The sequence below is a fragment of the Pengzhenrongella phosphoraccumulans genome, assembly GCF_045689905.1.
Lineage (GTDB): Bacteria > Actinomycetota > Actinomycetes > Actinomycetales > Cellulomonadaceae > Pengzhenrongella > Pengzhenrongella phosphoraccumulans.
The window spans coordinates 332,484-356,635 of sequence record NZ_CP144210.1 but is presented as its reverse complement, the minus strand read 5'-3'; the positions used below and the strand labels follow the sequence as shown (position 1 = coordinate 356,635).

At 72.2% G+C, this 24,152-nt stretch carries 22 protein-coding genes and 1 pseudogene; 4 read left to right on the top strand and 19 right to left on the bottom strand.

Annotated features, from left to right (window positions below; all coding sequences use genetic code 11):
- Positions 1–23 precede the first annotated feature (23 nt).
- The gene (locus tag VTA80_RS01750; protein WP_407343707.1) at positions 24–761 is read left to right on the top strand and encodes a TetR/AcrR family transcriptional regulator; all 738 of its coding nucleotides are present in this window, start codon (positions 24–26) and stop codon (positions 759–761) included.
- A 40-nt stretch (positions 762–801) separates the two neighbouring features.
- Here VTA80_RS01750 and VTA80_RS01745 read toward each other — a convergent pair whose 3' ends face one another.
- The 5 genes from VTA80_RS01745 to VTA80_RS01725 all read right to left on the bottom strand — a co-directional run bounded on the left by VTA80_RS01745 (position 802) and on the right by VTA80_RS01725 (position 7,436).
- Entirely contained in the window at positions 802–1,935 is a 1,134-nt protein-coding gene (locus VTA80_RS01745) for a TIGR04053 family radical SAM/SPASM domain-containing protein (RefSeq protein WP_407343706.1), read from the bottom strand.
- 318 nt (positions 1,936–2,253) lie between these two features.
- Positions 2,254–2,925: a response regulator gene (locus tag VTA80_RS01740; protein WP_407343705.1), complete on the bottom strand. Its 672-nt coding sequence runs from the start codon at positions 2,923–2,925 to the stop codon at positions 2,254–2,256.
- Complete coding sequence (locus tag VTA80_RS01735) at positions 2,922–4,346, bottom strand: DUF4118 domain-containing protein (protein ID WP_407343704.1); 1,425 nt, start codon at positions 4,344–4,346, stop codon at positions 2,922–2,924. Before VTA80_RS01735 ends, VTA80_RS01740 begins: the two co-directional genes overlap by 4 nt.
- Before the next feature lie 4 nt (positions 4,347–4,350).
- Positions 4,351–6,423 (bottom strand): APC family permease, encoded by a 2,073-nt coding sequence (locus tag VTA80_RS01730; RefSeq protein ID WP_407343703.1) that lies wholly within the window; start codon positions 6,421–6,423, stop codon positions 4,351–4,353.
- Positions 6,424–6,521: 98 nt separating this feature from the next.
- The gene (locus VTA80_RS01725; protein WP_407343702.1) at positions 6,522–7,436 is read right to left on the bottom strand and encodes a D-hexose-6-phosphate mutarotase; all 915 of its coding nucleotides are present in this window, start codon (positions 7,434–7,436) and stop codon (positions 6,522–6,524) included.
- A gap of 242 nt (positions 7,437–7,678) precedes the next feature.
- Between VTA80_RS01725 and VTA80_RS01720 the strand changes: the two genes are divergently transcribed.
- On the top strand, positions 7,679–8,641 hold the full coding sequence (locus VTA80_RS01720) for an ATP-grasp fold amidoligase family protein (protein WP_407343701.1): 963 nt from the start codon (positions 7,679–7,681) through the stop codon (positions 8,639–8,641).
- A 23-nt stretch (positions 8,642–8,664) separates the two neighbouring features.
- Here the strand turns inward: VTA80_RS01720 and VTA80_RS01715 are convergent, their stop codons facing one another.
- The 14 genes and pseudogenes from VTA80_RS01715 to VTA80_RS01650 all read right to left on the bottom strand — a co-directional run bounded on the left by VTA80_RS01715 (position 8,665) and on the right by VTA80_RS01650 (position 20,789).
- Positions 8,665–8,922 carry an acylphosphatase gene (locus VTA80_RS01715; protein ID WP_407343700.1) on the bottom strand — a complete coding sequence of 86 codons (258 nt, stop codon included), beginning with the start codon at positions 8,920–8,922 and terminating at the stop codon, positions 8,665–8,667.
- Between the two features lie 68 nt (positions 8,923–8,990).
- Positions 8,991–9,380 (bottom strand): D-ribose pyranase, encoded by a 390-nt coding sequence (rbsD, locus tag VTA80_RS01710; protein ID WP_407343699.1) that lies wholly within the window; start codon positions 9,378–9,380, stop codon positions 8,991–8,993.
- The gene (locus VTA80_RS01705; RefSeq protein WP_407343698.1) at positions 9,377–10,309 is read right to left on the bottom strand and encodes a ribokinase; all 933 of its coding nucleotides are present in this window, start codon (positions 10,307–10,309) and stop codon (positions 9,377–9,379) included. Before VTA80_RS01705 ends, rbsD begins: the two co-directional genes overlap by 4 nt.
- Positions 10,310–10,391: 82 nt before the next feature.
- Complete coding sequence (locus VTA80_RS01700) at positions 10,392–11,333, bottom strand: substrate-binding domain-containing protein (protein WP_407343697.1); 942 nt, start codon at positions 11,331–11,333, stop codon at positions 10,392–10,394.
- Positions 11,334–11,438: 105 nt separating this feature from the next.
- Positions 11,439–12,452 (bottom strand): ABC transporter permease, encoded by a 1,014-nt coding sequence (locus VTA80_RS01695; protein WP_407343696.1) that lies wholly within the window; start codon positions 12,450–12,452, stop codon positions 11,439–11,441.
- On the bottom strand, positions 12,442–13,959 hold the full coding sequence (locus tag VTA80_RS01690) for a sugar ABC transporter ATP-binding protein (protein ID WP_407343695.1): 1,518 nt from the start codon (positions 13,957–13,959) through the stop codon (positions 12,442–12,444). The genes VTA80_RS01695 and VTA80_RS01690 overlap by 11 nt, the downstream gene beginning before the upstream one ends.
- Positions 13,956–14,966, bottom strand: coding sequence for a LacI family DNA-binding transcriptional regulator (locus tag VTA80_RS01685; RefSeq protein ID WP_407343694.1), 1,011 nt, complete (start codon positions 14,964–14,966; stop codon positions 13,956–13,958). Before VTA80_RS01685 ends, VTA80_RS01690 begins: the two co-directional genes overlap by 4 nt.
- Positions 14,967–15,218: 252 nt before the next feature.
- A complete protein-coding gene (locus VTA80_RS01680) occupies positions 15,219–16,766 on the bottom strand; it encodes an alkaline phosphatase PhoX (protein ID WP_407343693.1) in 1,548 nt (515 codons plus the stop codon).
- Between the two features lie 144 nt (positions 16,767–16,910).
- Positions 16,911–17,345, bottom strand: coding sequence for a YdeI/OmpD-associated family protein (locus VTA80_RS01675; protein ID WP_407343692.1), 435 nt, complete (start codon positions 17,343–17,345; stop codon positions 16,911–16,913).
- Between the two features lie 50 nt (positions 17,346–17,395).
- Positions 17,396–17,677, bottom strand: a pseudogene (locus VTA80_RS01670) (flavodoxin family protein); the annotation flags it as partial.
- Positions 17,678–17,789: 112 nt separating this feature from the next.
- Positions 17,790–18,629, bottom strand: a complete 840-nt coding sequence (locus tag VTA80_RS01665) for an SDR family NAD(P)-dependent oxidoreductase (protein WP_407343691.1) — start codon at positions 18,627–18,629, stop codon at positions 17,790–17,792.
- A 24-nt stretch (positions 18,630–18,653) separates the two neighbouring features.
- On the bottom strand, positions 18,654–19,412 hold the full coding sequence (locus tag VTA80_RS01660) for an SIR2 family NAD-dependent protein deacylase (RefSeq protein WP_407343690.1): 759 nt from the start codon (positions 19,410–19,412) through the stop codon (positions 18,654–18,656).
- Between the two features lie 82 nt (positions 19,413–19,494).
- Complete coding sequence (locus VTA80_RS01655) at positions 19,495–20,268, bottom strand: alpha/beta fold hydrolase (RefSeq protein ID WP_407343689.1); 774 nt, start codon at positions 20,266–20,268, stop codon at positions 19,495–19,497.
- Complete coding sequence (locus VTA80_RS01650) at positions 20,265–20,789, bottom strand: PadR family transcriptional regulator (protein ID WP_407343688.1); 525 nt, start codon at positions 20,787–20,789, stop codon at positions 20,265–20,267. The genes VTA80_RS01655 and VTA80_RS01650 overlap by 4 nt, the downstream gene beginning before the upstream one ends.
- A gap of 102 nt (positions 20,790–20,891) precedes the next feature.
- Between VTA80_RS01650 and VTA80_RS01645 the strand changes: the two genes are divergently transcribed.
- Complete coding sequence (locus VTA80_RS01645) at positions 20,892–23,567, top strand: phosphoenolpyruvate carboxylase (RefSeq protein WP_407343687.1); 2,676 nt, start codon at positions 20,892–20,894, stop codon at positions 23,565–23,567.
- 157 nt (positions 23,568–23,724) lie between these two features.
- The gene (locus tag VTA80_RS01640) at positions 23,725–24,057 is read left to right on the top strand and encodes a hypothetical protein (RefSeq protein WP_407343686.1); all 333 of its coding nucleotides are present in this window, start codon (positions 23,725–23,727) and stop codon (positions 24,055–24,057) included.
- Positions 24,058–24,152 lie beyond the last annotated feature (95 nt).

Here is a 24,152-nt window from a genome sequence, read left to right as displayed (position 1 = left end):
CGCAGTGGATAAGGAGCGTGAGGATGGGCACGGACGAGCTGGAGGTGACCCTTCGCCTGCTGTGGCGCCACGAGAGGCCCGGCCCGGCGCGTGCGAAGCCAGGGCCCCGTCAGCGTCTCGACCTCGACGCGGTCGTCGCCGCGGCGATCGACCTGGCGGATGACCGCGGTCTGGCGGGGGTGTCGATCCGCGCGCTGGCGACCCGGCTAGGGATCGGTGCGATGTCCGTCTACACCTACGTCACCAGCCGCGACCAGCTTCTCGCCCTGATGGTCGACGACGCGCTCGGCGGGCTCGCCCTGCCCCCGCACGTCCCCGACCTCGGCGCCCGGCTCGAGGCGGTGGCGGATGTCACCTACCGTGCGCACCGACGCCACCCGTGGCTGGCCGAGGCGAGCGGCCCCCGGCCGGGGCTCGGACCCCATGCCTTCGCGCTCTACGAGTGGCAGCTCGAAGCGGTCCAGCCGCTCGGGGTGGACGACCTCGAGCTCGATCAGGCGGTGAGCCTGCTCACCGGGTTCGCGCTCAACGCTGCCGTCCTCGCCGGTCAGTGGGTCGACGAGCCGCAGGACGACCTCGACTGGTGGACGACCGCGGCGCCGGTCCTCGAAGAGCTGACCGACGCCCGGCGACACCCCCTCGCGCACCGGGTGGGAACCGCCGTCGGTGAGGCCTACGGCGCGGGCCGCGACACCGGGCGGGAGTACGCGTTCGGACTCCTGGCCATCGTGCACGGCCTCCGCCAGCTCAGCCGCGGCTGAGCGAGGCGACCGAACCCCGGTCCGGGGCTCGCGCTCGTGCCTAGGCGACCGGACCGGCGACCAGCACCTCGCCCGTGGGCTGGTACGGGCACGCGGGGTCCTCGCCGAGCGGGTCACCGCTCGCCGCGTAGGCCCGGGCACGCGAGCCGCCGCACAGGTCGGCGTACTCGCACCGCCCGCAGCGGCCGGTGAAGTCGGCGGCGCGGATCCGACGCAGCAGCGGGTTGTCCTGGTAGATCTCCGCGATCGGCGTGGTCTTCACGTTGCCGAGCGGTTCTGGCAGGAAGCCGGCCGGGTAGACCTCGCCGTCGTAGGCGACGAAGACGATGCCCTTGCCGTCGCGGGTGGCCGCGGTGTGCGCCCGGGCCCGCCCGATCGACGGTCCCATCAGCCCGGCCAGGCGAGCGGACAGCCGCCGGTACAGCTCCGTGGTCGGGGCGGGCTCGCCGGCGAGCCGGCTCTTCACCACGCGGCGGAAGAACGGGGCCTCGACGGTCCGCACGATGAACCCGTGCTGCGAGGCGTCGAACAGGAAGTGGCAGATGTCCTCGTGCTCGTCGGGGCTGACCGCCTCGGTGGCCACACCGCGGCCGACCTGGACGAGGAAGAAGACCTCCCAGATGTTGGCCCCCGCAGCCGAGATCAGGGCCGCGATGTCGGCAAGCTCGTCGACGTTCGCCCGCATGACGGTGGTGTTGACCTGCACCGTCAGCCCGGCCGCGGCCAGCGTCCGGATCGCGTGCACGGTGTCCTGGAAGTGCCCGGCGATGCCGCGTACCCCCTCGTGGGTGGCTGCGACGGCGCCGTCGAGACTGATCGAGACCGCCTTGACGCCGCTCGCGACGATGCGGTCGATCATCGCCGGCGTGAGCGACGGGGTGACCGATGGCGACAGTGCGACCGGCATCCCGAGGTCGCGGGCGCGGGCGACGAGCTCGAACAGGTCGGGGCGCAAGAGGCAGTCGCCGCCGGTCAGGACTAGGATCGGGAACGGCCGTCCGAAGCCGGCGACCTGATCGATGAGGTCGAACCCCTCGGTGGTGGTGAGCTCCCCGGGCAGCGCCTCGGACGTCGCGCTCGCGCGGCAGTGTTTGCACGCGAGCTGGCACGCGCGGGTCGTCTCCCAGAAGACCAGCATCGGCCGCCGACCGTAGTCCAACCGGGTGCCCCCCATGACTCCCGTTGTCGCGGTTGGCTGGGCCGTCATCTCTGGTCGCGGCTGCACGGTGCTCCTCTGGTCGCCCCCAGGTGGATCCCCGAGTGCCTGGCAAGTCTGCGCGTCGACGTATTCGGCGCCGGGGACGTAGGTCCCTTCTACGAGGTCCCCAGCCCGTTCAGCGGGGCAGCGGTTCGGGGCCGCGGCCGCGACGTGAGAGAGTGGGGACTGTCAGATGCCCTCTCGGTCTGGTCGATCTGTCCGTCGCAAGGCACATCGTCCCAGGTGAGAGGGCATTTGATTGCCCGGATCCGGTCGCTGGTCCCGGCGGGCGCGTCAGGGTTCGAACCGGTACCCGAAGCCCGGCTCCGTCAGCAGGTGCCGCGGGCGCGACGGCTGGTGCTCGAGCTTGCGCCGCAGCTGGGCCATGTAGACCCGCAGGTAGTTGGCCTGGTCGAGGTAGGCCGGCCCCCAGATCTCGGTGAGCAGCTGCTGGTGGTCGATGATCTTGCCCGGGTTGCGCACGAGGATGTCGAGGAAGTGCCACTCGGTCGGGGTCAGTCGGACGTCTTCGCCGTCCCGCGTCACCCGCCGCGCTGCGAGGTCGACCGTGAACATGTCCGTCTCGACGATCGGGGCCGTGGTGTCGGGCGTCGCGCGCCGCAGCGCCGCGCGGATCCGAGCGAGCAGCTCGTCCATCCCGAACGGCTTGGTGATGTAGTCGTCCGCGCCCGCGTCGAGCGCGTCGACCTTCGCCGACTCGGTGTCCCGTGCCGACAGCACGATGATCGGTACCGCGCTCCACCCGCGCACGCCCCGCACGACGTCGAGGCCGTCGAGGTCGGGCAGACCGAGGTCGAGCACGACGACGTCGGGCCGGGACGTGGCCAGGTGCAGCGCGTCGGTGCCGTTCCGGGCCACCTCGACCTCGAAGTGGCGTGCCCGCAGGTTGATCGTCAGGGCACGCAGCAGCGTGGGGTCGTCGTCGACCAGCAGGATCCTGGTCACGAGTCCGCCAGCGGCAGACTGATCGTCATGGTCAGGCCGCCGTGCGCGCTCGGGGCGGGGTGCAGCGTCGCGCCGATCGCCTCCGTGAACCCGAGCGCGATCGCCAGGCCGAGCCCGACCCCGGAATCCGTCGACTTGTCGTCGAGGCGCTGGAACGGGGTGAACAGGCGGGCCAGGTCCTCGTCGCGCACGCCGGGACCGTCGTCGACGACGGCGAGCTCCAGCCGGTCGTCGACCTCGCGGGCGGAGATCTGCACGCCGTGGGTCGCATAGCGCCGCGCGTTCTCGACGACGTTGGCGACCACCCGCTCGAGCAGCCCGGCGTCGCTGAGGATCAGGGGGAGGTCGTCGGGGATGTCGATCGTCACCTCGGTGGACGCCACGTGCAGCAGGGCACGCGCAACGACCTCGTCGACCGCCACCGGCGCGAGCCGGACCGTGACGGCGCCGGCCTCGAGCCGACTCATGTCGAGCAGGTTGGCGATCAAGGAAGTGAGGCGGTCGGCGCCCTGCTCGATCGCCTCCAGGAGCTCGCGCCGCTCCTCGGCAGTCCAGTCGACGTCCTCCTGGCGCAGGCTGCTGACGGCGGCCTTGATGCCCGAGAGCGGGGTGCGCAGGTCGTGCCCGACGGCGGCCAGGAGTGCGGTCCGCGCGCGGTCCAGCGAGGCCAGCTGATCCGCACGGGCCGCCTGCTCGGTGAGCACGCGCCCCTCCCAGGCGCGGGCCGCCGTCGCGGCGAGCCGGGTCAGCACGCGTTGGTCCTCGGCGAACAGGGTCGGGCCGTGCGCGATGAGCAGCAGGGTGTCGCTCGCCGGGACCGAGATGCTCGGCCGGCCGGTCTCGGGTGGCCCGACCCGGGCCACCTCCGTGCCCGGACCGTCGCGCAGGACGAGAGCCGCAGACGTCATGCCGAACGTCGCGCGCACCTCGTTCAGGACGCCGTCGAGCGTGACCTGCGAGACCGGGGCCGAGGTGAACCGCGCGAGCATCTGGGACTCGAGCCGGCTGCGTGCGGCGTTCGCCTGCTCGCGCGCCGCGAGGTGCACCGTGGCGCTCACGACGCCCGCCACGACGGCGAACACCACGAGCTCGACGATGCTGTCGCGGCGGCTGACCGAGAAGGTGTGGAACGGCGGGACGAGGAACCAGTTCGCGAGCAGCAACGACGCGACGACGGCGACCGCACCGGGGCCGATCCCGCCCACGGCTGCGGTGAGGACCACGACCAGCAGGTAGAGCAGCAGGACGGCTCCGAGGGAGAGCTCGCCCCCGACGGCGGACAGGACGCCCGTGAGCAGGGGGAGCCCGACGACGGCGATCGCGAGACCGGTCCAGCGCCTGCCCGCCGCCAGGCGCGTCCCCGACCGCGGCAGCGTCCGGGAGAGCTCGATCCCCGACGTCTGCGGGCCAGCGGTGGTCATGGGGTCAGCGTCGCACAGCCGGGTGCCTGGTCGGGCTCGACGCGGTCGACGTGCCGGTGCCTGTCACTGCCGGCGGCACGGCCCGCGCACGGGACGGTCCGAACGATGGCTCCGGCGCCGCGTGCGCTGTGGTGGCCTCGTCGAAGACGGCGGCGTCCGCGACCTGTTCCGGGTGGAACCGCCACGGCACGCTGGTGACCATCACCCCGGGCTGGAACAGCAGGGCGGCCTTCAGACGCAGCGCGCTCTGGTTGTGCAGGGCCTGCTCCCACCAGTGCTCGACGATGTACTCCGGGATGAAGACGGCGACGACGTCCCGCGGACTCTCCTTGCGCAGCCGTGCGATGTGCTCGAGCGCGGGCCGCGTGATGTCCCGGTAGGGCGAGTCAAGGACGGTGAGCGGGACCGGGATGCCCCGCGCGTTCCACTCGTCCATGAGCTGCGCGGTCTCGACCGGGTTGGTGCGCACGGTGAGGGCTACCAGGGTCGACGGCCGCGTGGCGCGGGCGTACGCGAGGGCGCGCAGGGCCGGCGTCGTGAGGCCGGAGATGAGGACGAAGGCGTGCACCCGGCTCGGCAGCGGGACGCCGTCGACCGGGGGGACCTGCTCGAGGGCCACGCGGTCGTAGTGACCCTTGACCCAGAGCATCACGGCGACCATCACCGGGATCGCGATGACGACGATGTACGCGCCGTGCGTGAACTTCGTCGCCAGGACGATGACCAGCACGAGCGAGGTCACGCACGCGCCGAGCGCGTTGATGGCGCGCGAGCGCCGCATCGTCCCGCGCTTCGCCGAGGAGACGGAGATCGCCAGGTCGTGCGTCCAGTGCCGGACCATCCCAGCCTGGCTCAGCGTGAAGGAGACGAAGACCCCGATGATGTACAGCTGGATCAGATGGGTCGTGCTCGCGTTGAACGCGATGATCAGGGCGCTCGCGAGCACCGCGAGGATCACGACGCCGTTGCTGAACACCAGCCGGTCGCCTCGGCGGGCGAACTGACGCGGCAGGTAGCCGTCCCGCCCGAGGATCGACGCGAGGATCGGGAAGCCGTTGAACGCCGTGTTGGCGGCGAGCACGAGGACCGCGGCGGTGACGACCTGCACGGCGAAGAACGCGATGCTGCCGGGGCCGAAGACCGCGCCCGCGAGCTGGGCGATCACGGTCTTCTGGACGTAGCCGGCCGGCGCACCGGTCAGCTGGGCCGCATCCGCGGCGACGTGCACGTGCGTCGCGAGCGCGAGGGACGCGATCCCGATCAGCATGGCGACGGTGATCGTCCCCATGATCGCGAGGGTCGCGGCCGCGTTGTGGCTCTTGGGCTCCTTGAAGCTCGGCACGCCGTTGCTGACGGCCTCGACGCCGGTCAGGGCGGTGCAGCCGGAGGCGAACGAGCGCAGCACGATCGCGATGAGGAACAACGGACCGAGCGATGCGGGCGCCTGGATGCCGATGGTCGCCGACTCCGCGACGGGGGCGTGACCGGTGAGGAACTGGAAGGCGCCGAGCGCGATCATGGCGAACATCGCCACGATGAAGGCGTAGGTGGGGATCGCGAAGAAGGTGCCGGACTCGCGCGTCCCGCGCAGGTTCATCACGGCGAGCAGGGCGATGAGGACGAGGGACATGAGGACCGCGTGCGGCGCGAGCGCCGGGACCGCGGAGATGATGTTCGCGACGCCGGCGGCCACCGAGACGGCGACCGTGAGCACGTAGTCCACGAGGAGCGCCGCGGCCGCCACCAGCGCGACCTTGGGCCCGAGGTTGGCCCGGCTCACGGCGTAGGCGCCGCCGCCGCCGGGATACGCGCGGCAGGTCTGCCGGTAGGAGGCCACCACCACGACGAGGAGCATCGCGACAGCGGCGGCGATCCACGGCACGAAGTGGAAGAGCCCGAGACCGCCCACGCTCAGCATGAGCATGATCTCCTCGGTCGCGTACGCGTTCGAGGACAGCGGGTCGCTGCAGAACACCGGCAGCGCGATCCGCTTCGGCAGCAGGGTCTCGCCCATCCGTTCCGAGTGCATCGGACGGCCGACCAACAATCGCTTGGGCATCCCCAGCACGTGACTCATAGCTTCAGCGAACCGTCGCCGCGCCGGCCCTGGCGCCATCTTGATGCGTTCTTAAGGTCGCGGACCCGCTTCCTGACGCGATCTTGATACGGCGGCAGTCACTCGTGCCCGCTGGGGGATCCCGCGGACAGGACAGCCGTCATGGTGTGACTCTGCCCGGGATGCAGGCGCACGGCAGTGCCGCGGAGGTTGCACGTCTCGACGCAGACCATGGTCGTCCACTCGTCGTCGCCGAAGTCCGCCATCGCCGCGGCCTTGCCGGCCCACGGGTTCCAGACGACGGTGGCGTCTGAACCTTCCGTGGCGATCGTCACCGCACGCGGCGAGTCGTCGTCGGCCACGGCCACGGTCGCCCGGGTTCCGAGGTAGATGCGGTCGGTCTCGCCGGTGAACCGCACCGGACCGGCCTCGCCGGGCACGGGATCCGGTCCGCCGAGGCGGTCGAGGTACGGGGCGCGCTCGAGCCCGCGCACCTGCACCCGGCCGATGTCGCTCACGCGCAGGTAGGTGTGCAGCGCCTCCTCGAACGTCACGTCGTCGCTGTCCAGATTGGTGACCTCGAGTGCGAGGGTGAGTCGCGCGCCGACGGTCACGGTGTACCGGGCCTCGAACCGGTGCGGCCAGGCGGACGACCGGGTGGCGCTCGAGTCGACGAGCCGGAACGTCACGACGACGTCGTCGGCGTCCTCGTGGGCCCCGACTAGCTCCCACTCGGCCAGCCGGGCGAAGCCGTGCGCCGGCGCGGTGGGGTCGGAGGCGTGCGCGCCGAACCACGGGAAGCAGATCGGCACCCCGCCGCGCAGGGGCGACTCGGGCACGTAACGACTGGCCGCGCTCATCCAGAGGACCGGCGCGTCACCCTGCGGTGCCCACCGGGTGACGTGGGCGCCGTGCAGATAGATCTCGGCGGACGCGGCCCGCCCGTGGATGCGGACCAGGGGGAGGCCGCCCTCGCCCCGGCCGAGCTGCACGGTCGGCGGCAGGGACACGGGTACGGGCACGGCGGATGGCATCGGGTCTCCGGGTTCGGTCGGTGGGGACGATGATCCCACCGTCCACGTGGTCGGGAGCGTGCTGCCCGTCGATCGGCGTCGCCCGGGGTCACCCCGCCCGATCTCGCCGCCCGGCTCGTCGGTTGGGGCGATACCATTCCAAGAGCCAGCAAAAGCCACCGAACCGGGCAGTCCGGACTCCGGCCGCGACCCGCGACGTTGCGTGTGTGGTTCGGTGCGGTGACGACCGACCAGGGGGCCTGATGCCGACCTACCTTCAGCGAGCACGAAATCGCGCGATCCGCGAGTACCGGCTCCTGCGAAGCCGCGAGCTGCGCGCACCGTCGTACACGTACAAGCGCCTCGAGTCCGCGCGCACCCTCCGTCTGATGCACGAGTACGACTGCACCGACCCGGTGTTCTCGATCAACGGGAAGGACAAGACCCACGACTGGGCACGCGAGCTGGGGGTGCGCACCCCCGAGCTCGTCGGCATCTATGCGGACATCGCGGACCTGCCGTGGGACAGCGTTCCGGAGCGGTTCGTGCTCAAGCCGTTCCGCGGGTCGACCAGCATGGGGGTGTTCCTGCTCGAGCGGGTGGACGGCGGCTGGCGGGATCTCAACTCGGGTCGGGTCGTGGCGAGCCATGACGTGGAGCAGGAGTACCGCGCGCTCGTGACGAGCGGGGCGATCTCGGCGGACGTGCTGGTCGAGAGGCTGATCGTCGATCCGCGGTTCCCGGGGCTGCCCCCGATCGACTACAAGATCTACACGTTCTACGGGCGGGTCGGCCTGATCGCCGCGAAGGCGCACGGGTGGGACGGCCGGGGAGGCAGCGTCGCCGCGTTCAAGATCTTCGACTCCGAGTGGCGCGACCTCGGTGATGCCTTCGCAGGGATCCCGTTGGACCCGCTGATCCCCGCGCCCGTGCGCGCCGCCGAGACGCTCGAGCTCGCGAGCCTGATCGGGTCGGCCGTCCCGCGCGGGCTCCTGCGGGTCGACCTGTTCGAGGACGAGCACGGGCCGGTCCTGGGGGAAGTGACGCCCGAGCCTGGCGGCCCCGTGCTCGTCCGGTCCGACGTCGATCAGATGCTCGGCCGGATGTGGGAGGAGGCCGAGGCGAGGCTCCGCGTCCGGCTCGCGCGTGCCGGCCAGCTCTCGCCCGGGCGGGCACCGCAGGCGGAGGCGTCCCTCCGGCGGGTCGGGCCCCCGTCCATGAGCTGAGCGGCGCGCGGGCTCTGGGCGGGCTAGGCCCGGTGGCCGCTGCGGGTCACGTCGACGGACTCGACCCGGCCCGGCGCGTGCGGTCCGCGGACCGCGGCGAGCAGCGCCTCGATCGCGACGGCCTCGCCACGCGCGACGATCTCCACGCTGCCGTCATCGAGGTTGCGGGCCGAGCCGGTGAGCCCCAACCGGGAAAGCTGATCGCGGACCCACCACCGGAAGCCCACGCCTTGGACGCGGCCGTGCACGTACGCGATGCAGACGGAAACCGGCTCGGGCACGCCCCGACATTACTGCCGCCACCCTGCGCGAGGGGTGGAACAGATCAGCCGATTGCACCGCAATCCAGTCAGAACGGCACGCCGCACTGCAGGATCACGTTGGCGTAGGGGGTCGCCTCGCCCGTGCGGACGAAGAGCTGCGCCTGGCGCGACTCCGCCTTGAGCTCGTCGTGACTGATCCACTCGGGTTCACCGAAGTGCCCGACGAGCAGCGCGAGCGCCGCGGGGTTCTCCTCGCGGGTCTGTCGCGCGACGACGATCTTCTCGACCTCGATCTCCGCCGCGAGAGCGTCGATGACCGCGGCGAAGCTCGGCACGCCGAACGTGAGGGCCAGGTCGACCACGCGGACCCCGGTCGGCCGCGGGAGGCCGCAGTCGCCGACGACGATCCGGTCGGTGTGTCCGAGCCGCGCGAGCGCGCCGGCGAGGGCCTCGTTGAGGATCCCGCGCTTCTTCATCGACTCGCCAGCTCGGCGAGGGTCGGGTAGGAGGCTTGGGCGCCCCGTCGTCCGACGGCGAACGCGGCGACCTCGGTGGCGCGACGCACAGCCGCCTCGAGGCCGGCCCCGGCGGCGAGCTCGACCGCGAGCGCGCCCACGAACGCGTCGCCCGCTCCGGTGGTGTCGAGCGCGCTCACCGTCTTGGCGGGAACGGCCACGGCGGCGCGGGGCGCGCCGGCGTCGTCGCGCTCGAGGAGGACGGCGCCCTCGGAGCCGAGCGTGAGGACGACCGACCTCGGACCGAGGGCGAGCAGGTCCGCGGCGACGTCGCTCGGCGCAGACCCGGCGTTCGCCAGCGGCGCGCGGCCCAGCAGGAACTCCGCCTCGGACTCGTTCACCACGAGCGGGTCGCTGGCGACGAGGACCTCGGCGGGCAGTGCGGCGGCGGGCGCGGCGTTGACCACGATGCGCCCACCCCGGGCGCGCGCCCGCGGCACGAGGTGCGTCACGGTCTCGATCGGGATCTCCAGCTGCACCACGAGCACCGGGACGCCGGCCCACACCGACTCGAGCTCATCGAGCATCTGCGGGCTGACCTGTCGGTTCGCCGCCGGCGAGACGATGATCGAGTTCTCCCCGTCGGGCGTGACGATGATGATCGCGTTGCCCGTCGGCGCGGCCACGGTGCGCAGCCCGGTCAGGTCCACCCCGGCGCCCGCGAGCGAGGCGCGCAGCAGGGCGCCGTGGTCGTCGTCCCCGACGCAGCCGATGAACGCGACCTGGCCGCCGATCCGACCGGCCGCGACGGCCTGGTTCGCGCCCTTGCCCCCAGCGGTGGTGACGACGTCGGAGCCCAAGATGGTCTCCCCGGCCGCGGGCCGGTGGTGGACGTCCAGGACGAGGTCGGCATTGGCCGAGCCGACGACGACGACCGTGTGCGTGCTCATGCGCGGTTCCTTAGCTTCAGTCAGCGTGACGGTGCCCGGCCGCCGGGGGTCCAGCGGCCGGGCACCGTGCCGGGCGTGGGTGCTACAGGGTGTCCTTGGTGACGACGACGACCGGGACCGAGATCATCTTCTCGGTGGACTCGCCGTTGATCAGCGCGAGCGCGGTCAGGACGGCGGACTTGCCGAGCTCCTCGGGCTGCTGGGCGATCGAGGCATACATCGTGCCGGCCTTGATCGCGGTGAGGCCGTCGGCGGTGCCGTCGAACCCGACCACGAAGACCTCGGTCCCGGCACGGCTGCCCAGGGCCTGGACGGCGCCGAGTGCCATCTCGTCGTTCTCGGCGAAGATGCCGACCGCGTCGGGCTTGGACTGCAGGAGGTTCGTCGCGACGTCGAGGCCCTTGGCCCGGTCGAAGTCGGCCGGCTGCGTGGCGACGACCTCGATGTTCGGGTAGGCGGCGATGCCGGTGGCGAAGCCCTCGCCGCGCTCGCGGGAGGCCGACGTGCCGGCGACGCCCTGGAGGACGATGACCTGGCCCTTCTCGCCGATGGCCTTCGCGAGCGCATCGGCCGCGAGGCGGCCGCCCTCGACGTTGTCGGACGCGACCATCGAGCTGACCTCGGCACCGTTGACGGCGCGGTCGACGGCCACGACGGGGGTCTTGGCAGTGATCAGCGGGGCGACGATCGGCCCGGCGGCGTCGGAGTCGACCGCGTTGATGATCACGGCGTCGAGCTGCTGGGTCTGGAAGTTCAGCACCTGGTCGGCCTGCTGCGTCGCGTCGTTGCGCGCGTCAGTGACGGTCAGCTTGACGCCGGCCTCGTCGGCCGCCGCCTGCGCGCCGTCGCGCAGTGAGACGAAGAACGGGTTGTTCAGCGTGGAGACCGACAGTCCGATGGAGAGATCGGCTTTCGCGCTGCCTCCGCTGTTGGTGCCGCTACCGGCGTCCGCGGTGCCGCAGGCGGCCAGGGCGAGCACGCCGACGGCGGCGAGTGCGGCGATCTTGAAGACGGGCTTCGTCATCGAAACCATTCCTGCTTTCTTGTGGGGCGTGGTGCTGGTGGATCGTGCTGGTCGGCCCGGGAGGGTCCCGGACCGTCGTGCGGAAAGGCGTTGTGCGTCGCCGAATCAGGTGCGGCGGCGGCGCAGGGTGTCGGTGAGGACCGCCAGGGCGATCACGACGCCGATGACGACCTGCTGCCAGAACGAGGAGACGTTGAGCAGGTTGAGCCCGTTGCGGATGACGGCCAGCACGAGCGCACCGATCAGGGTGCCGAACGCGCGCCCCGAGCCACCGGCCAGGCTCGCGCCGCCGATCACGACGGCGGCGATCGCGTCGAGCTCGTAGCCCGCCGCGGCCTGCGGCTGCCCGGAGACCAACCGGCCGGCGATCACGAGGCCGGCGATCGAGGCGAACAGGCCGGCGAGCGCGTAGATGATGAGCTGCTGGCGGCGGACGTTGATCCCGGAGAGCCGGGCTGCCTCCTCGTTGCCGCCGATGGCGTACATCGCCCGGCCCGTGTAGGTGCGGTTGAGGATGAACGACGCGATCACGCCGAGGACGACCATGATCACCACGGGCATCGGGAGCCAGCCGCCGACCGTGCGGCCGAACCAGGCGACGGCGTCCGGCTGGGGCACCGGGATGCCGTCCGAGAGCACGAGCGCCAACCCGCGGGCGATCGACAGCATGGCCATCGTCGCGATGAAGGCGGGCAGCCGGCCGTAGGCGACCAGGGCGCCGCTGACCAGGCCGGCGGCGATCCCGGTCACCATGCCCAGCAGGACGGCCAGGATCGGGTTCACCCCGAGCGTGCTCGCCCCGTAGCCCGTCACGATCGCCGACAGGGCTGCGACCGAGCCGACCGAGAGGTCGATGCCCGAAGAGACGATCACGAACGTCTGCCCGAACGCGAGGATCGCCACGACCGAGGCCTGGACCCCGACGTTGAGCAGGTTCTGCGTGTTGAGGAACACGGGGCTGAGGATGGCCAGGACCACGCACAGCAGCAGGAGCGCGACGAGCGCGCCGTTCTGCCCGAGCACGTTCTGGGCACGCGCACGCAGGGCGTGGGCGCCGTTTTCGGGTGCGCCGGGCTCGCGGGTGCGGCCGGGTTGCGGGAGGGCTGTCTCAACGGGCACGGGTGGACTCGACTTCCTTCACGGCCAGGGCCATCACGGCGTCCTGGGTGGCTTCTTCGTGGGTGAGCTCGCCAACAAGGCGACCGTGCGCCATGACGAGGATGCGGTCGCACATGCCGAGGACCTCGGGCAGGTCGGAGGAGACCAGGAGGACCCCGCGGCCGGCGGCGGTGAGCTTGTTGATGAGCTGGTAGATCTCGACCCGGGCGCCGACGTCGACCCCGCGGGTCGGTTCGTCGAGCAGCAGGACGGCCGGGTCGGCCGCGAGCCACTTGCCCATGACGACCTTCTGCTGGTTGCCACCGGAGAGGTTCTTGACGGGTGCGGTGATGCCCGGGGTGCGGATGCCGAGGTCGGTCACGGCCTTGCGCGCGAGCTCCCGCAGCCGGCCGCGGTCGACGAGCCCGGCGCGCGAGGCTCGGCCCAGCGAGACGAGGCCGAGGTTCTCCGACACCGAGGCCCCGAGCACGAGGCCGTGGGCCTTGCGGTCCTCGGGCACGAGGCCCAGACCCGCACCGATCGCCCCCGGCACGTCGTGGCGCGGCACGCGGGTGCCCCGCACGGTGACGCTGCCGGAGTCGTAGCGGTCCGCGCCGAACACCGCCCGCAGCACCTCGGTGCGCCCGGCGCCGACGAGCCCGGCCAGGCCGACCACCTCGCCGGCATGCACCCGCAGGCACACGTCCTCGAACGTGCCCCGGGAGGTGAGGTTCTCGACCCGGAGCAGCTCGTCGCCGACCGGGGTGCGCACGCGGGGGTACTGGGAACCGATCGAGCGACCGACCATCAGCCGGACGAGCTCGTCGGTGGAGGTGCTGGCAGGGACCGTCGCGATCGAACGGCCGTCCCGCAGCACCGTCACGCGCTGGCCGATGCGGCGGATCTCGTCGAGGTGGTGGGAGATGAAGACCATGCCGACGCCGTCGTTGCGCAGCTCGGCCATGAGCTCGAGGAGCCGGTCGACCTCGTCGTCGGCCAGGGCAGCGGTGGGTTCGTCCAGGATGAGCACGCGGGCATCCAGGCTCAGCGCCTTGGCGATCTCCACGAGCTGCTGACGAGCCACGCCGAGCCGGGCGACCGGCGTGCGCGGGTCGACGGTGAGGCCGACGCGCTCGAGCGAGCGGCGGGCGGCGGCCTGCAGGGCGCGTCGGTTCACGATCCCGAAGCGACGCGGCTGGCGCCCGAGCATCACGTTCTCGGCGACGCTCAGCTGCGGGACGAGGTTGAACTCCTGGTGGATGGTCGCGATGCCGAGGGCCTCGGCCTGCGCCGTGGTGCTCAGGTGCACCGGGACGCCGTCGACGAAGATCTGCCCGCCGTTGGGCTGGTAGACCCCGGCGAGGCACTTGATCAGGGTCGACTTGCCGGCACCGTTCTCGCCGAGCAGCACGTGCACCTCGCCGGCGTGCAGGTCGAACGAGACGCCGTCGAGCGCGCGGACGCCGGGGAAGTCCTTGACCAGGCCTTCGACGCGCAGCAGCTCGGGTCCGGCCGCGGGCTCGGTCATGCGGTCCTCCTCGGGTTGGTCGACTCGCGCAGGACGAGCCGGCAGGGGATGTGCTCGTCGGCGACGTGGTCACCGGCGATGAGGGCGAGCAGCATCTGCATGGCCCGGTCGCCCAGCCGGGCGGTGGGCTGCTCGATGGCGGTGAGAGTGGGCCGGAGCAGGGTGAACCAGGGCAGGTCGTCGAACACCGCGACGGCGAGCTCGCCGGGGACCAGCGCGGGGGAGTCGGACCGCTCCGTCAGGAACCGCAGGGCTCCCAGGGCCATCGGGCCGTTCGCGACCAGGACGGCGTCGGGCGCCTCGGCGGCGCCGAGCAGCGCGGCCAGCGCGGTGTACCCGGACTCGGCCCGGAAGTCGCCGTGGCGGATCCGGTCCTCCGGGAGACCGAGGCCGTGCCGGGCGATGGCGGCGCGGAACGCGCCGAGCCGCTCGCGGGACGTCCCCGCCTGGTCGGGACCGGTGACGATCGCGAGGCGGCGGCGACCGGTCCGCACCAGGTGGTCGACGAGCTCGTCGATCGCCCCGGTCCCGTCGGCCGCGACGATCGGCGCCTCGACGTCGGCCGCCGGCCGGTCGACCAGCACCAGGTGCAGGCCGCGCTCGGCCGCCTCGCGCAGCAGCGGCGACGTCTCGACGGTGGGGACGACGATGAGCCCGTCCACCTGGCGCTCGAGCAGGATGCGGATGTAGTGGTCCTGCTGGGCCGGGTCCTCGTCGGCGTTGCCGACGATGACCGAGTAGCCAGCTGTCCGCGCCGTGTCTTCTACGGCGCGCGCCAGCTCGGTGAAGAACGGGTTGAGCAGGTCCGAGATGACCAGCCCGACGGTGCGGGTGCCGGTCGTGCGCAGCGACCGGGCGACGGCGTTGGGGCGAAAGCTGAGGTCTGCGGCGACGGCGAGCACGCGTTCGCGCATCTCGGGGGACACCGCAGGGTGACCCGCGAGCACGCGGGAGACCGAGGCGGTCGAGACGTTCGCCGCTCGGGCCACATCCTTGATCGTCGTCATCGACGTCCCTCGTGTTCGGCTGTCCCCTGCTCGTCGGCGAGTCAGGGTGTGAAGCATGTAATCGATTCCATGGAATCGATTACATGAGTATGTCCATCCTGGGGCGATGGCACAAACTGCCTGCTCAACGTGGCGTGTCGGGGGTCCGGTCCTGCGTCCGGAGACCGAGAAGCCCGCGGCGGGGGCCGACGCGACGTGCGCGCCGACCCCCGCCGCGGGCTCGGGTGCTGCGGGGTGGTTCAGTGGTTTCCGTCAGTGGCTGGAGTGATCATCCGCGGCGTCGCCGTAGACGCCGTCCCAGTCGACGGACAGGGTGAGGAGCTGGCCCATCTCGACCGTCTCCGGATCGCCGCTCGGCGCGTGCACCTGAGCGTCGAAGAGGAACTTCCCATCCGGCAGCTCGATGATCCCGCTGGACTCCTCATCCGCCGTGATGAAGCCCGGCAGGCCGCTCGTGAACTGTGCGCGGTCGAACTGCGCGAGCACGGCGAGCGCGCCGTCCTTGATCCGGTAGGACACGATCCGGGCGACGTGGGCGTTGCCGCCCGGGTCCTCCTGGACGAGCAGGTGGCCCTCGCCGTCGATCGTGATGTTGTCGGGCTTGTTCAGGTACGGCGCCTCGGTGCCGTCGAGCAGCAGCGTGAGCGTGCCGCCGAGCTCCGGGCGGTCGATGTCCGTGAACGACAGGCGCCACAGCCCGCCGCCGTCGCGCACCGAGTTCGCCGGGTCGGTCGGGTCGGGCGTCTTGCTGCCGCCCTCCGTGGTGACGAAGTAGTAGTCGTTGCGGTGCTTCGGGTCGAAGCTCCCGTCCTCGATCCGGTTCAGGGTCGTGCCGACGGCGGCCGCGTCGACGTTCTGCGCGGCGCCGGCCTTGTTCCAGTCGATCGGGGCGAGCGTGAACGGCTTGCTGGTGCCCTTGACGTACGCGGCCGACGACGTCGCGTCGGGCACGCCGGCGACGGAGATGACGTTCAGCGCGCCGTTGGTCAGACCCGCCTGGTCGACCGGCGACCCGGCCCGCTGCTTCGTGCCGACGTAGGCGCGGAGCTGCCCCTTGCCGCCGTCCTCGTTGCCCAGCACCAGCGTGGTGTCCGAGCGGTTGTGGGCGGCCTGCGTGTTCTCCCAGGAGAACAGCCCCAGGCGCGGCAGCTGGTACGCCTGACCGTCGAGGGTGACCCCGAACGCGCGCCCCTCGTCGCCGGTCTCCTCGTTGGCGAAGTAGATCTGGCCCGCGTAGCCGCGTGCGCCGTGCTTGAGCTGGCCCGCCTCGGTCAGCGAGCTCGAGCAGAAGCGGCCGAAGGCGGCGGTGTGCCCCGTCGTGGCGCCGGCGGGGATGCCAGGCGCTGCGGCGTAGGCCCCGGCGGGGTAGTCCCAGTACTTGACCCCGGGGTTGATGAGGTCGGAGCCGGCCTTGACTCGGCCGGTCTTCGGGTCGAGCACGAGCCGCGAGACGAAGGCGCCCGGCTGACCGTGCCGACGCGGGATCCCGGCGGTCAGCTCCTGGTTCTCCAGGACCACGAGGTCCTTGCCCTGGCGGTAGGCACCGAGGCCGTCAGGCACCCCGACCATCCGGTACCCGTTGTCCGCGGCCCGGTCGCCGACGGTGAAGAGCGAGCGCGTGCGCACCCCGGCGGCAACGGGCAGCACGTACGGCGCGACGGTGGTCGACGGACCGGTGGTCGACGGACCGGTGGTCGACCCGCCGGCGCCGGACGACGCCTGGGCTGAGCCGGCGGTGAGTGCGGATGCGACGACTGCGGTCACAGCGATCGCGACGGTCGTTCCTCGACGAGCTCTCATCAGGTCTCCTAGCACGCGTCCACGCGCCCGGTGCGGTGGCTCACCCGGGACGCTAGGAGCGGCAGACGACCTCGCGGCGGCGATCCGGTGTCCCCGGTGTGAACACGCTGTGAACCGCGACTGCCCGCCTCGGGACGGCGACAACTAGCGCTGTCGACGGCCCGCGCGCAACATCTCCACCGCTTCGCCGACCCGGCGCTGCCGGGTCTCGTCCTTCTTCGCCGCCTCGATCCAGAGCACGTAGGCGGACTGGTGGCTGAAGGAGAGCTGGTCGAAGAACGTCTTCGCGGCCGCGTCGCCCGCCAGCGCGGCGGCGAGGTCGCCGGGCACGCTCACCTCGCGGGGCTCGGTGTCCAGCTCGACGTCGACCTCGATCTCGTCGCCCGCCGCCACCCCGGCCGCCGCCCGGACCGCGGCGCTGATGCTGAGCATCGCCACGCCGTTGACCGTGCCGACCGACGTCCGGTACGCGTAGTCGCCGATCGTGACCCGGACCTTCGGGCGGCGCCCCGCACCGAGCGCGGCCAGGACGTCGTCGGGCACGGCGATCCCCGTGACGGTCGCGCGGGGGCTGAGCACCGTCGTGCTGTATCGCGTCTGAGCTCCTTGGGGGATCCGGTCGGTCGGGGTCAGCGGTACTCGGGATTGGGGTGGTCGAAGCGCGCGCCCGCGTCCCAGGCGCTGCGCTGGTTCCCGTACGCGGTGAAGCCGCCGGCACGCTTGAGCATGGCGGCGACGTGCATGAGGTTCCACGACATGAAGGTCGTGTTGCGCTGGGTGAACTCGTTGCGGCCCGCCCGAGCCCGGGTCGAGGTACGAGGGTCCCGGTCCCGCCGCGCCGATCCAGCCGGCGTCGGCCTGCGGGGGATCGTGTAGCCGAGGCGCTGCAGCGAGTACAGGACGTTCATCGCGACCGCACGAAGGTCGGAGAAGTCGAGGGGATCCATGGGGCGCTCCGTCGTCCTCGGCAGTCACGCGGGTCGTGCGCAACCTATCGCCGTCGACGGCCGGTCGCGCGGCAGCTCAGATGCTCGGTGCCGGCGAGCCGACCATCTCGGCGCTGCGGTCCCACAGCCCGCGCGCGAGATCGGCGTCGTCGGCCTGCTTGTTCGTGCGGGTGAGTTGCTTCTTGGCGTAGTACCCGCCGCTGACCCAGTCGGTCCCGGGGGTCGCGGTCGCGAGCCAGACGAGGTCCTCGGCGCCCCGCTCGGGGGAGATGAGCACGAGGCGCTTGAGCGGCGTGTGGTAGACGAACCGCAGCACGCTCGTCGTGTCCGAGGCGAAGCTCGTCGCGACGTTCCCCGGGTGGAACGCGGCCGTCGAGATGCCCGCATCGTGGAAGCGGTGGTGCAGCTCGCGGGTGAACAGGACGTTGGCCAGCTTGCCGTCGCCGTAGGCCTTGGTGGGGGAGTAGCCCCGCGCGTTGCCGAGGTCCTCGAGGTCCAGGTGCCCGAACCGCTGGGCCGCCACGCTCGACGTGTTGAGCACCGTCGCGTGGCTCGCCGTGAGGATGTCCAGCAGCAGGTTCGTGAGCAGGAACGGCGCGAGGTGGTTCACCTGGAGCGTCTTCTCGAACCCGTCGGCCGTGACCTCGCGATCACCCATGAGGCCACCGGCGTTGTTGGCGAGCACGTCGATCCGCGGGTACGCGGCACGCAGGTCCCGCGCGAGCTCGCGCACGGAGTCCAGCTGGGCGAAGTCGGCCAGGAACCAGGCGGCACCGAGCTCGTCCGCCACCGCGGTCGTCTTCGCCCGCGACCGCCCGACGACGACGACCTCCTCGCCCGCGGCAGTCAGCCTCCGGGCCGCTGCGGCGCCGATCCCGTCGCTCGCGCCGGTGATGATGATGGTGCGTCCGGGCATGATCTGCTCTCTGGTCGATCCAGGTCAGCTGGCGAGCAGCTCGCGCACCAGGGCAGGCAGCGCCTCCTGGATCGGCTCGCGCTCGACCCGGTCGGCGATGCGGTCATACGGCGTCGGTTCGGCGTTCACGATGATCACGCGGGCACCGGCCTCGACAGCCACGGTCGTCAGGCTAGCCACTGGTTGCACCGTCAGGGTCGAGCCGACCACGACGAACACGTCACAGGCGCCCGCCGCATCGATGGCGGCATCGAACGCGGCCGCCGGCAGGGGCTCGCCGAACATCACCACGTCGGTGGCCAGCAGCCCCCCGCAGTGCGCGCAGTGCGGATCGGGGTCCGCCTCGAGCCGGGCGAGGATCCCGGCGGTGGGTTCGGTCGTCCCGCAGCCCAGGCAGCGCGAGCCGGTCAGGCTGCCGTGGAGCTCGAGCACCATGCCCGACGACGATCCGGCGCGCTGGTGCAGACCGTCGAAGTTCTGGGTGCAGATCGCCCGGAGCGCGCCGGCCCGCTCGAGCTCGACGAGGCTGAAGTGCGCCGGGGTCGGCTCGGCCTGCCAGACGGGGCTGTCCCGCCACATCTGCCACGTGCGGCGGCGGATGGACGGGTCGGTGACGTATCGGTCGTACTCCAGAAGCTGGGCCGCCCCCGGGTCGCGCGTCCACACGCCGTCGGGCCCGCGGAAGTCCGGGATGCCGGACCCGGTCGAGATCCCCGCACCGGCGAGGATCGTGACGACGGGAGTGTGAGTCGTGCGGTGAGACTGCCCTGCTGCGGATGCCACCTGGCCGACGGTACGCCCGGCCGCGCCGCGCTCGTGCCCCCGAACCTGCGGGCGGGACGCCCGTCGGGGACCGCGGGTCTGGTTAGGTGACGGGCTGCAACCGCGCGTCGACGACGCCGTCGGACACCCACCGGCGCACCACGTCGGTGAACAGGGGGGCATCCTCGATGCTCCACGCGTGGTGCATCCCGGGGGCGATCCGGCACTGCGCGGTCGGCAGGGCGCGGAGCAGGTCGGGGAAGGAGTCGCGCACGGACGCGGACTCCTTGCCGCCGGCGATCGCGAGCACCCGACCCGGGAACCGGTCGAACCCCGCGGGCACGCCGCCGTCGTACACCTCGCGCAGCACCCGCTCGGCGGTGGCCCGCGAGACGCTCAGCCCGTGCTCGACGAAGAGGGCTCGCGCGTCGGCGGGGAGCCCGAACGCGCGCGCCTGGGCCCGCCAGAACCAGCGCTGGTCCCAGAACTGCAACTGCAGGTCCGCCAGTCGGCGGGTGGCGCCCTGCACGCCGGCGAGCGGCACCCCGCTGATCAGCGCCGACTGCACGACCTCGGGATGGTTCGCCAGCAGCCGGGTGGCGACCACGCCGCCCAGCGAGAGGCCGACCACGTGGGCCCGGCCACCCCGGGCGCGCGCGGCGATCGTGGCCGCGACGTCCGCGGCCGTGCCGGCCAGGTCGGTCCAGCGTTCCTCGGCGCGGGCGCCGAACCCCGGCAGGTCGGGCGTCAGCACGTGGAAGTCGGTCAGGCCGGCGACCTGGGGTTCCCACATCCAGCTCGCGACGTTGCCGCCGTGCAGGAAGACGATGGAGGTGTCGCCGTGGAGCCCGTGCTCGACGGGGTAGGCGGCGGTCACGGGAGACCGTCCTCGACCACGCGCAGCCAGTCCAGCTCGGCGCGCACGTGCGCGATGCCGTTGTCCAGCGTGGCGATCGTCAGGTAGCTCGCGCGGTCGTGCGCCGCCGCGCGCAGGCTCTCGCGCTTGAGCGTGAACCGGTCGAGGGTGGCCTCGGCCTCGGTGCGGCGCTCGTGCAGCAGGTCGAGCACCGCGTCCCGCGGCAGGCTACCGGCGAAGAAGACGCGGGCGAGGAAGGGTTCGCGTGCGGCGTGCGGCACGAGCTCTGAGCTCAGCCACTGGGTCAGCACGGCACGGCCCGCGTCCGTGATGTGGTGCTCTTGGCGGGCGGGGTAGTTGGCCTGCGGGACGACCTCGACTGTGGCGTAGCCGTCCGCGACCAGCGCCGTGAGGGTGCGGTAGATCTGTGCCTTGTCGGCCGCCCAGAAGTGGCTGATGCTCGAGTCGAAGACCTTCTTGAGGTCGTAGCCGGTCATCGGAGCGAGGTTGAGCAGGCCGAGGACCAAGCGGGCAAGAATCATGACCGTAGTAGAGCACGCAATTAGTCGACATTGCAACTATTGAGGTGCCCGCCACCTGGTCGTCCGCTTCGCCCGGGACGTCATTGACCTAGTGTCTCGACTGTGATTGTTCCGAACCCCCCGCAAGACGCCCGCCGCGGCCTCGCTCGGCACGAGGTCCCCGATGCGTTGCGCAACGACGTCCGGCTGCTCGGCGGCCTCCTCGGCACCGTGCTCCGCGAGGCGGGCGGCGCCGAGCTTCTCGCTGACGTCGAGCGGCTGCGCGAGCTGACCATCCGGGCCCATGACGAGCAGGGGATGGAGGCGCTCATCGAGGCGGAGACCCTCGTCGAGGGCTTTGCCCCGGCCCGCGCCGAACAGGTCGCGCGCGCCTTCACCTGCTACTTCCACCTGGCGAACCTCGCCGAGGAGTACCACCGCGTGCGCACGCTGCACGGCCGCGAGTCGGTGCTTGCCCCGCACGAGCTGTCGTCGGACGACTCCCTGCCGGCAGCCGTCGCTGAGCTGGCCAAGGAGATCGGGTTCGACGCGGCAATCGCGCGGCTGCAGGAGCTCGAGTTCCGTCCGGTCGTCACGGCCCACCCCACCGAGGCGCGCCGGCGCGCCGTGGCCACCGCGATCCGGCGGATCTCCGACCTCGTCGCCGAGCGCGACGCGCTGCACGTGGGCGGGACGTCGCTGGCCGAGAACGAGCGGCGGCTGCTCGCCGAGATCGACGTGCTCTGGCGGACCTCCCCCCTGCGGGCCGCCAAGCCGATGGTGCTCGACGAGGTGCGGACCGTCATGGCCGTGTTCGACGCGACCTTCTTCGACGTGTTCCCGGACGTCTACCGACGCCTCGACGACTGGCTGCAGGCCGACGCGGCCGGGGCCAAGGCCCCGATCGTCCAGCCATTCATCCGCCTGGGCACCTGGATCGGGGGTGACCGCGACGGGAACCCGAACGTGACACCGGACGTGACCCGCGCCGCGGCCGTGCTCGCGTCCGAGCACGTCCTGGCCGCGCTCGAGACGGCGGCGCGCCGCACCGGTCGCGCCCTCACGCACGACGGCACGGGCACCCCGGCCTCGGCCGAGCTCCTCACGCTGTGGCAGCACCAGCGGCAGCTCTCCGAGATCCTGACCTCCCGCGTGGCCGCCGACTCCCCGAACGAGCCGCACCGGCGCGCCCTGCTCGTCGTGGCCGAGCGGATCGCGGCGACGAAGAACCGTGACGCCGACCTTGCCTACCCGCGGACCGACGAGCTCCTCGCCGACCTGGCCGTGGTGCAGCGCTCGCTCGTGGCGGGCGGCGCGCCGCGTGCGGCGTACGGCGACCTGCAGCGCCTCATCTGGCAGGTGCAGACCTTCGGGTTCCACCTGGCCGAGCTCGAGGTGCGGCAGCACTCCCAGGTGCACGCCGCCGCGCTCGCCGAGATCGCCGAGCTCGGCATCGACGGCCCGCTCTCCGCCAGGACCACCGACGTGCTGGACACGTTCCGTGCGATCGGGGCCGTCCAGCGCCGCCACGGCGTCGAGGCGGCCCGGCGCTACATCGTGTCGTTCACGCAGAAGCCGGAGCACCTCGCGGCCGTGTACGAGCTGGCCGATCTGGTGTTCCCCGACCCGGCCCAGGCCCCGGTGATCGACGCCGTCCCGCTGTTCGAGACCTTCGCCGACCTCGCCGCCAGCGTCGACATCCTCGAGGCGATGCTGGACCTGCCCGCCGTGCAGCGACGCCTGGCCGCCAACGGGCGCCGGGTCGAGGTCATGCTCGGGTACTCCGACTCGTCCAAGGACGTCGGGCCGGTCGCCGCGACGCTGTCGCTCGACGTCGCGCAGAGCCAGATCACGCAGTGGGCGCGGCGGCACAACCTCACGCTGACGCTCTTCCACGGCCGCGGCGGGGCGCTCGGGCGCGGGGGCGGTCCGGCCAACCGGGCGCTGCTGGCCCAGCCGCCCGGTTCGGTGGACGGTCGGTTCAAGGTCACGGAGCAGGGCGAGGTCATCTTCGCCCGCTACGGCGACCCGGTGATCGCCGCGCGCCACATCGAACAGGTCGCCGCCGCTACCCTCCTCGCCGGCTCGCCGGCCCTGGAGAAGCGGAACGCGGCTGCGACCGCGCGGTTCACGGCCCTCGCATCGGTGCTGGACGAGACCTCGCGGGTCCGGTTCTACGAGCTGGTCCGCGCCGACGGGTTCCCGGCCTGGTTCGCCGAGGTCACCCCGCTCGAGGAGATCGGGCTCCTGCCCATCGGGTCGCGCCCCGCGCGCCGCGGGCTCTCGGTGGAGTCGCTGGACGATCTGCGGGCGATCCCGTGGGTGTTCTCGTGGTCGCAGGCGCGGACCAACCTTGCGGGCTGGTTCGGGCTGGGCACCGCCCTCGCGGCGGTCGGCGACCTCGACGAGCTCCAGGCCGCCTACGCCGACTGGCCGCTGTTCGCGACGCTGATAGACAACGTCGAGATGTCGCTCGGCAAGACCGACGAGCGCATCGCCGCGCGGTACCTCGCGCTCGGCGACCGGCCGGACCTGGCCGAGCTCGTGCTCGAGGAGATGCGGCTCACGCGCCGGTGGGTGCTGGCCACCACCGGCTCCGACAGCACCCTGTCCCATCGGCGGATCCTCGGGCGCGCCGTCCAGCTGCGCAGCCCGTACATCGATGCGCTCTCCCTGCTGCAGCTCCGCGCGCTCAAGCGTCTGCGCGCCGGGGTGGCCCCGGACGAGGTCGGGGACGTGCGCCGGCTGCTGCTGCTGAGCGTCAACGGCGTGGCGGCGGGCCTGCAGAACACCGGGTGACCGGGCTGCGCTGGCGCTCCGCAGGAGACGTGCTATACCGGAGTTAGCCGTGATTCACGGTCAGTCCCTCGGCCCGGAGAAGTGCCATCTCGGGTGTCACTGTCGACTCTCGGACCGGGACTCGTCAGCGCCCAAGGCGTCGTCTGGGGAGACACGCGTGGCCATGCTCAAGGAGCGGCGACCGGAGTCCGTCCGCACCTCCACGATCCGAGTCAACCGTCCACCGGACGTCGGTGGTTGGTCGACCATGGGCCGTTCGCGCCGGTTCGCCGAGCTCGAGGCACTGATCCTGGCCAAGGAGCTGGAACGCACCCGCATCGTGTGGGACGTCTCCGCGGAGGACCGTCGGTTCCGGTTGCAGGGCCTCGAGCGCACGGCCCGCCGGCAGGGGCAGCTGGCCGAGAGCGCGCGTCTCGCCCAGGTCCGACGGCGGTCGCTCGCCGCGCAGGGCGAGCTCGTCGCGCTCGCCGGAGCGCGCACCAGCTTCTGACGGGGGTGACCAGCCCCACGTCCACGATGCTGCCCATTTGGGCTCCCGGTGGCATTGGTGCGACCTACACTCGCGGCAAGGGCAGGCAACGGCGC

Bases quoted from the DNA above. Each gene is read 5' to 3' on its own strand.
- VTA80_RS01750 (WP_407343707.1), top strand. From the start codon at position 24: ATGGGCACGGACGAGCTGGAGGTGACCCTTCGCCTGCTGTGGCGCCAC.
- VTA80_RS01745 (WP_407343706.1), bottom strand. From the start codon at position 1,935: ATGGGGGGCACCCGGTTGGACTACGGTCGGCGGCCGATGCTGGTCTTC.
- VTA80_RS01735 (WP_407343704.1), bottom strand. From the start codon at position 4,346: ATGACCACCGCTGGCCCGCAGACGTCGGGGATCGAGCTCTCCCGGACG.
- VTA80_RS01730 (WP_407343703.1), bottom strand. From the start codon at position 6,423: ATGAGTCACGTGCTGGGGATGCCCAAGCGATTGTTGGTCGGCCGTCCG.
- VTA80_RS01725 (WP_407343702.1), bottom strand. From the start codon at position 7,436: ATGCCATCCGCCGTGCCCGTACCCGTGTCCCTGCCGCCGACCGTGCAG.
- VTA80_RS01720 (WP_407343701.1), top strand. From the start codon at position 7,679: ATGCCGACCTACCTTCAGCGAGCACGAAATCGCGCGATCCGCGAGTAC.
- rbsD (WP_407343699.1), bottom strand. From the start codon at position 9,380: ATGAAGAAGCGCGGGATCCTCAACGAGGCCCTCGCCGGCGCGCTCGCG.
- VTA80_RS01705 (WP_407343698.1), bottom strand. From the start codon at position 10,309: ATGAGCACGCACACGGTCGTCGTCGTCGGCTCGGCCAATGCCGACCTC.
- VTA80_RS01700 (WP_407343697.1), bottom strand. From the start codon at position 11,333: ATGACGAAGCCCGTCTTCAAGATCGCCGCACTCGCCGCCGTCGGCGTG.
- VTA80_RS01690 (WP_407343695.1), bottom strand. From the start codon at position 13,959: ATGACCGAGCCCGCGGCCGGACCCGAGCTGCTGCGCGTCGAAGGCCTG.
- VTA80_RS01685 (WP_407343694.1), bottom strand. From the start codon at position 14,966: ATGACGACGATCAAGGATGTGGCCCGAGCGGCGAACGTCTCGACCGCC.
- VTA80_RS01680 (WP_407343693.1), bottom strand. From the start codon at position 16,766: ATGAGAGCTCGTCGAGGAACGACCGTCGCGATCGCTGTGACCGCAGTC.
- VTA80_RS01665 (WP_407343691.1), bottom strand. From the start codon at position 18,629: ATGCCCGGACGCACCATCATCATCACCGGCGCGAGCGACGGGATCGGC.
- VTA80_RS01650 (WP_407343688.1), bottom strand. From the start codon at position 20,789: ATGATTCTTGCCCGCTTGGTCCTCGGCCTGCTCAACCTCGCTCCGATG.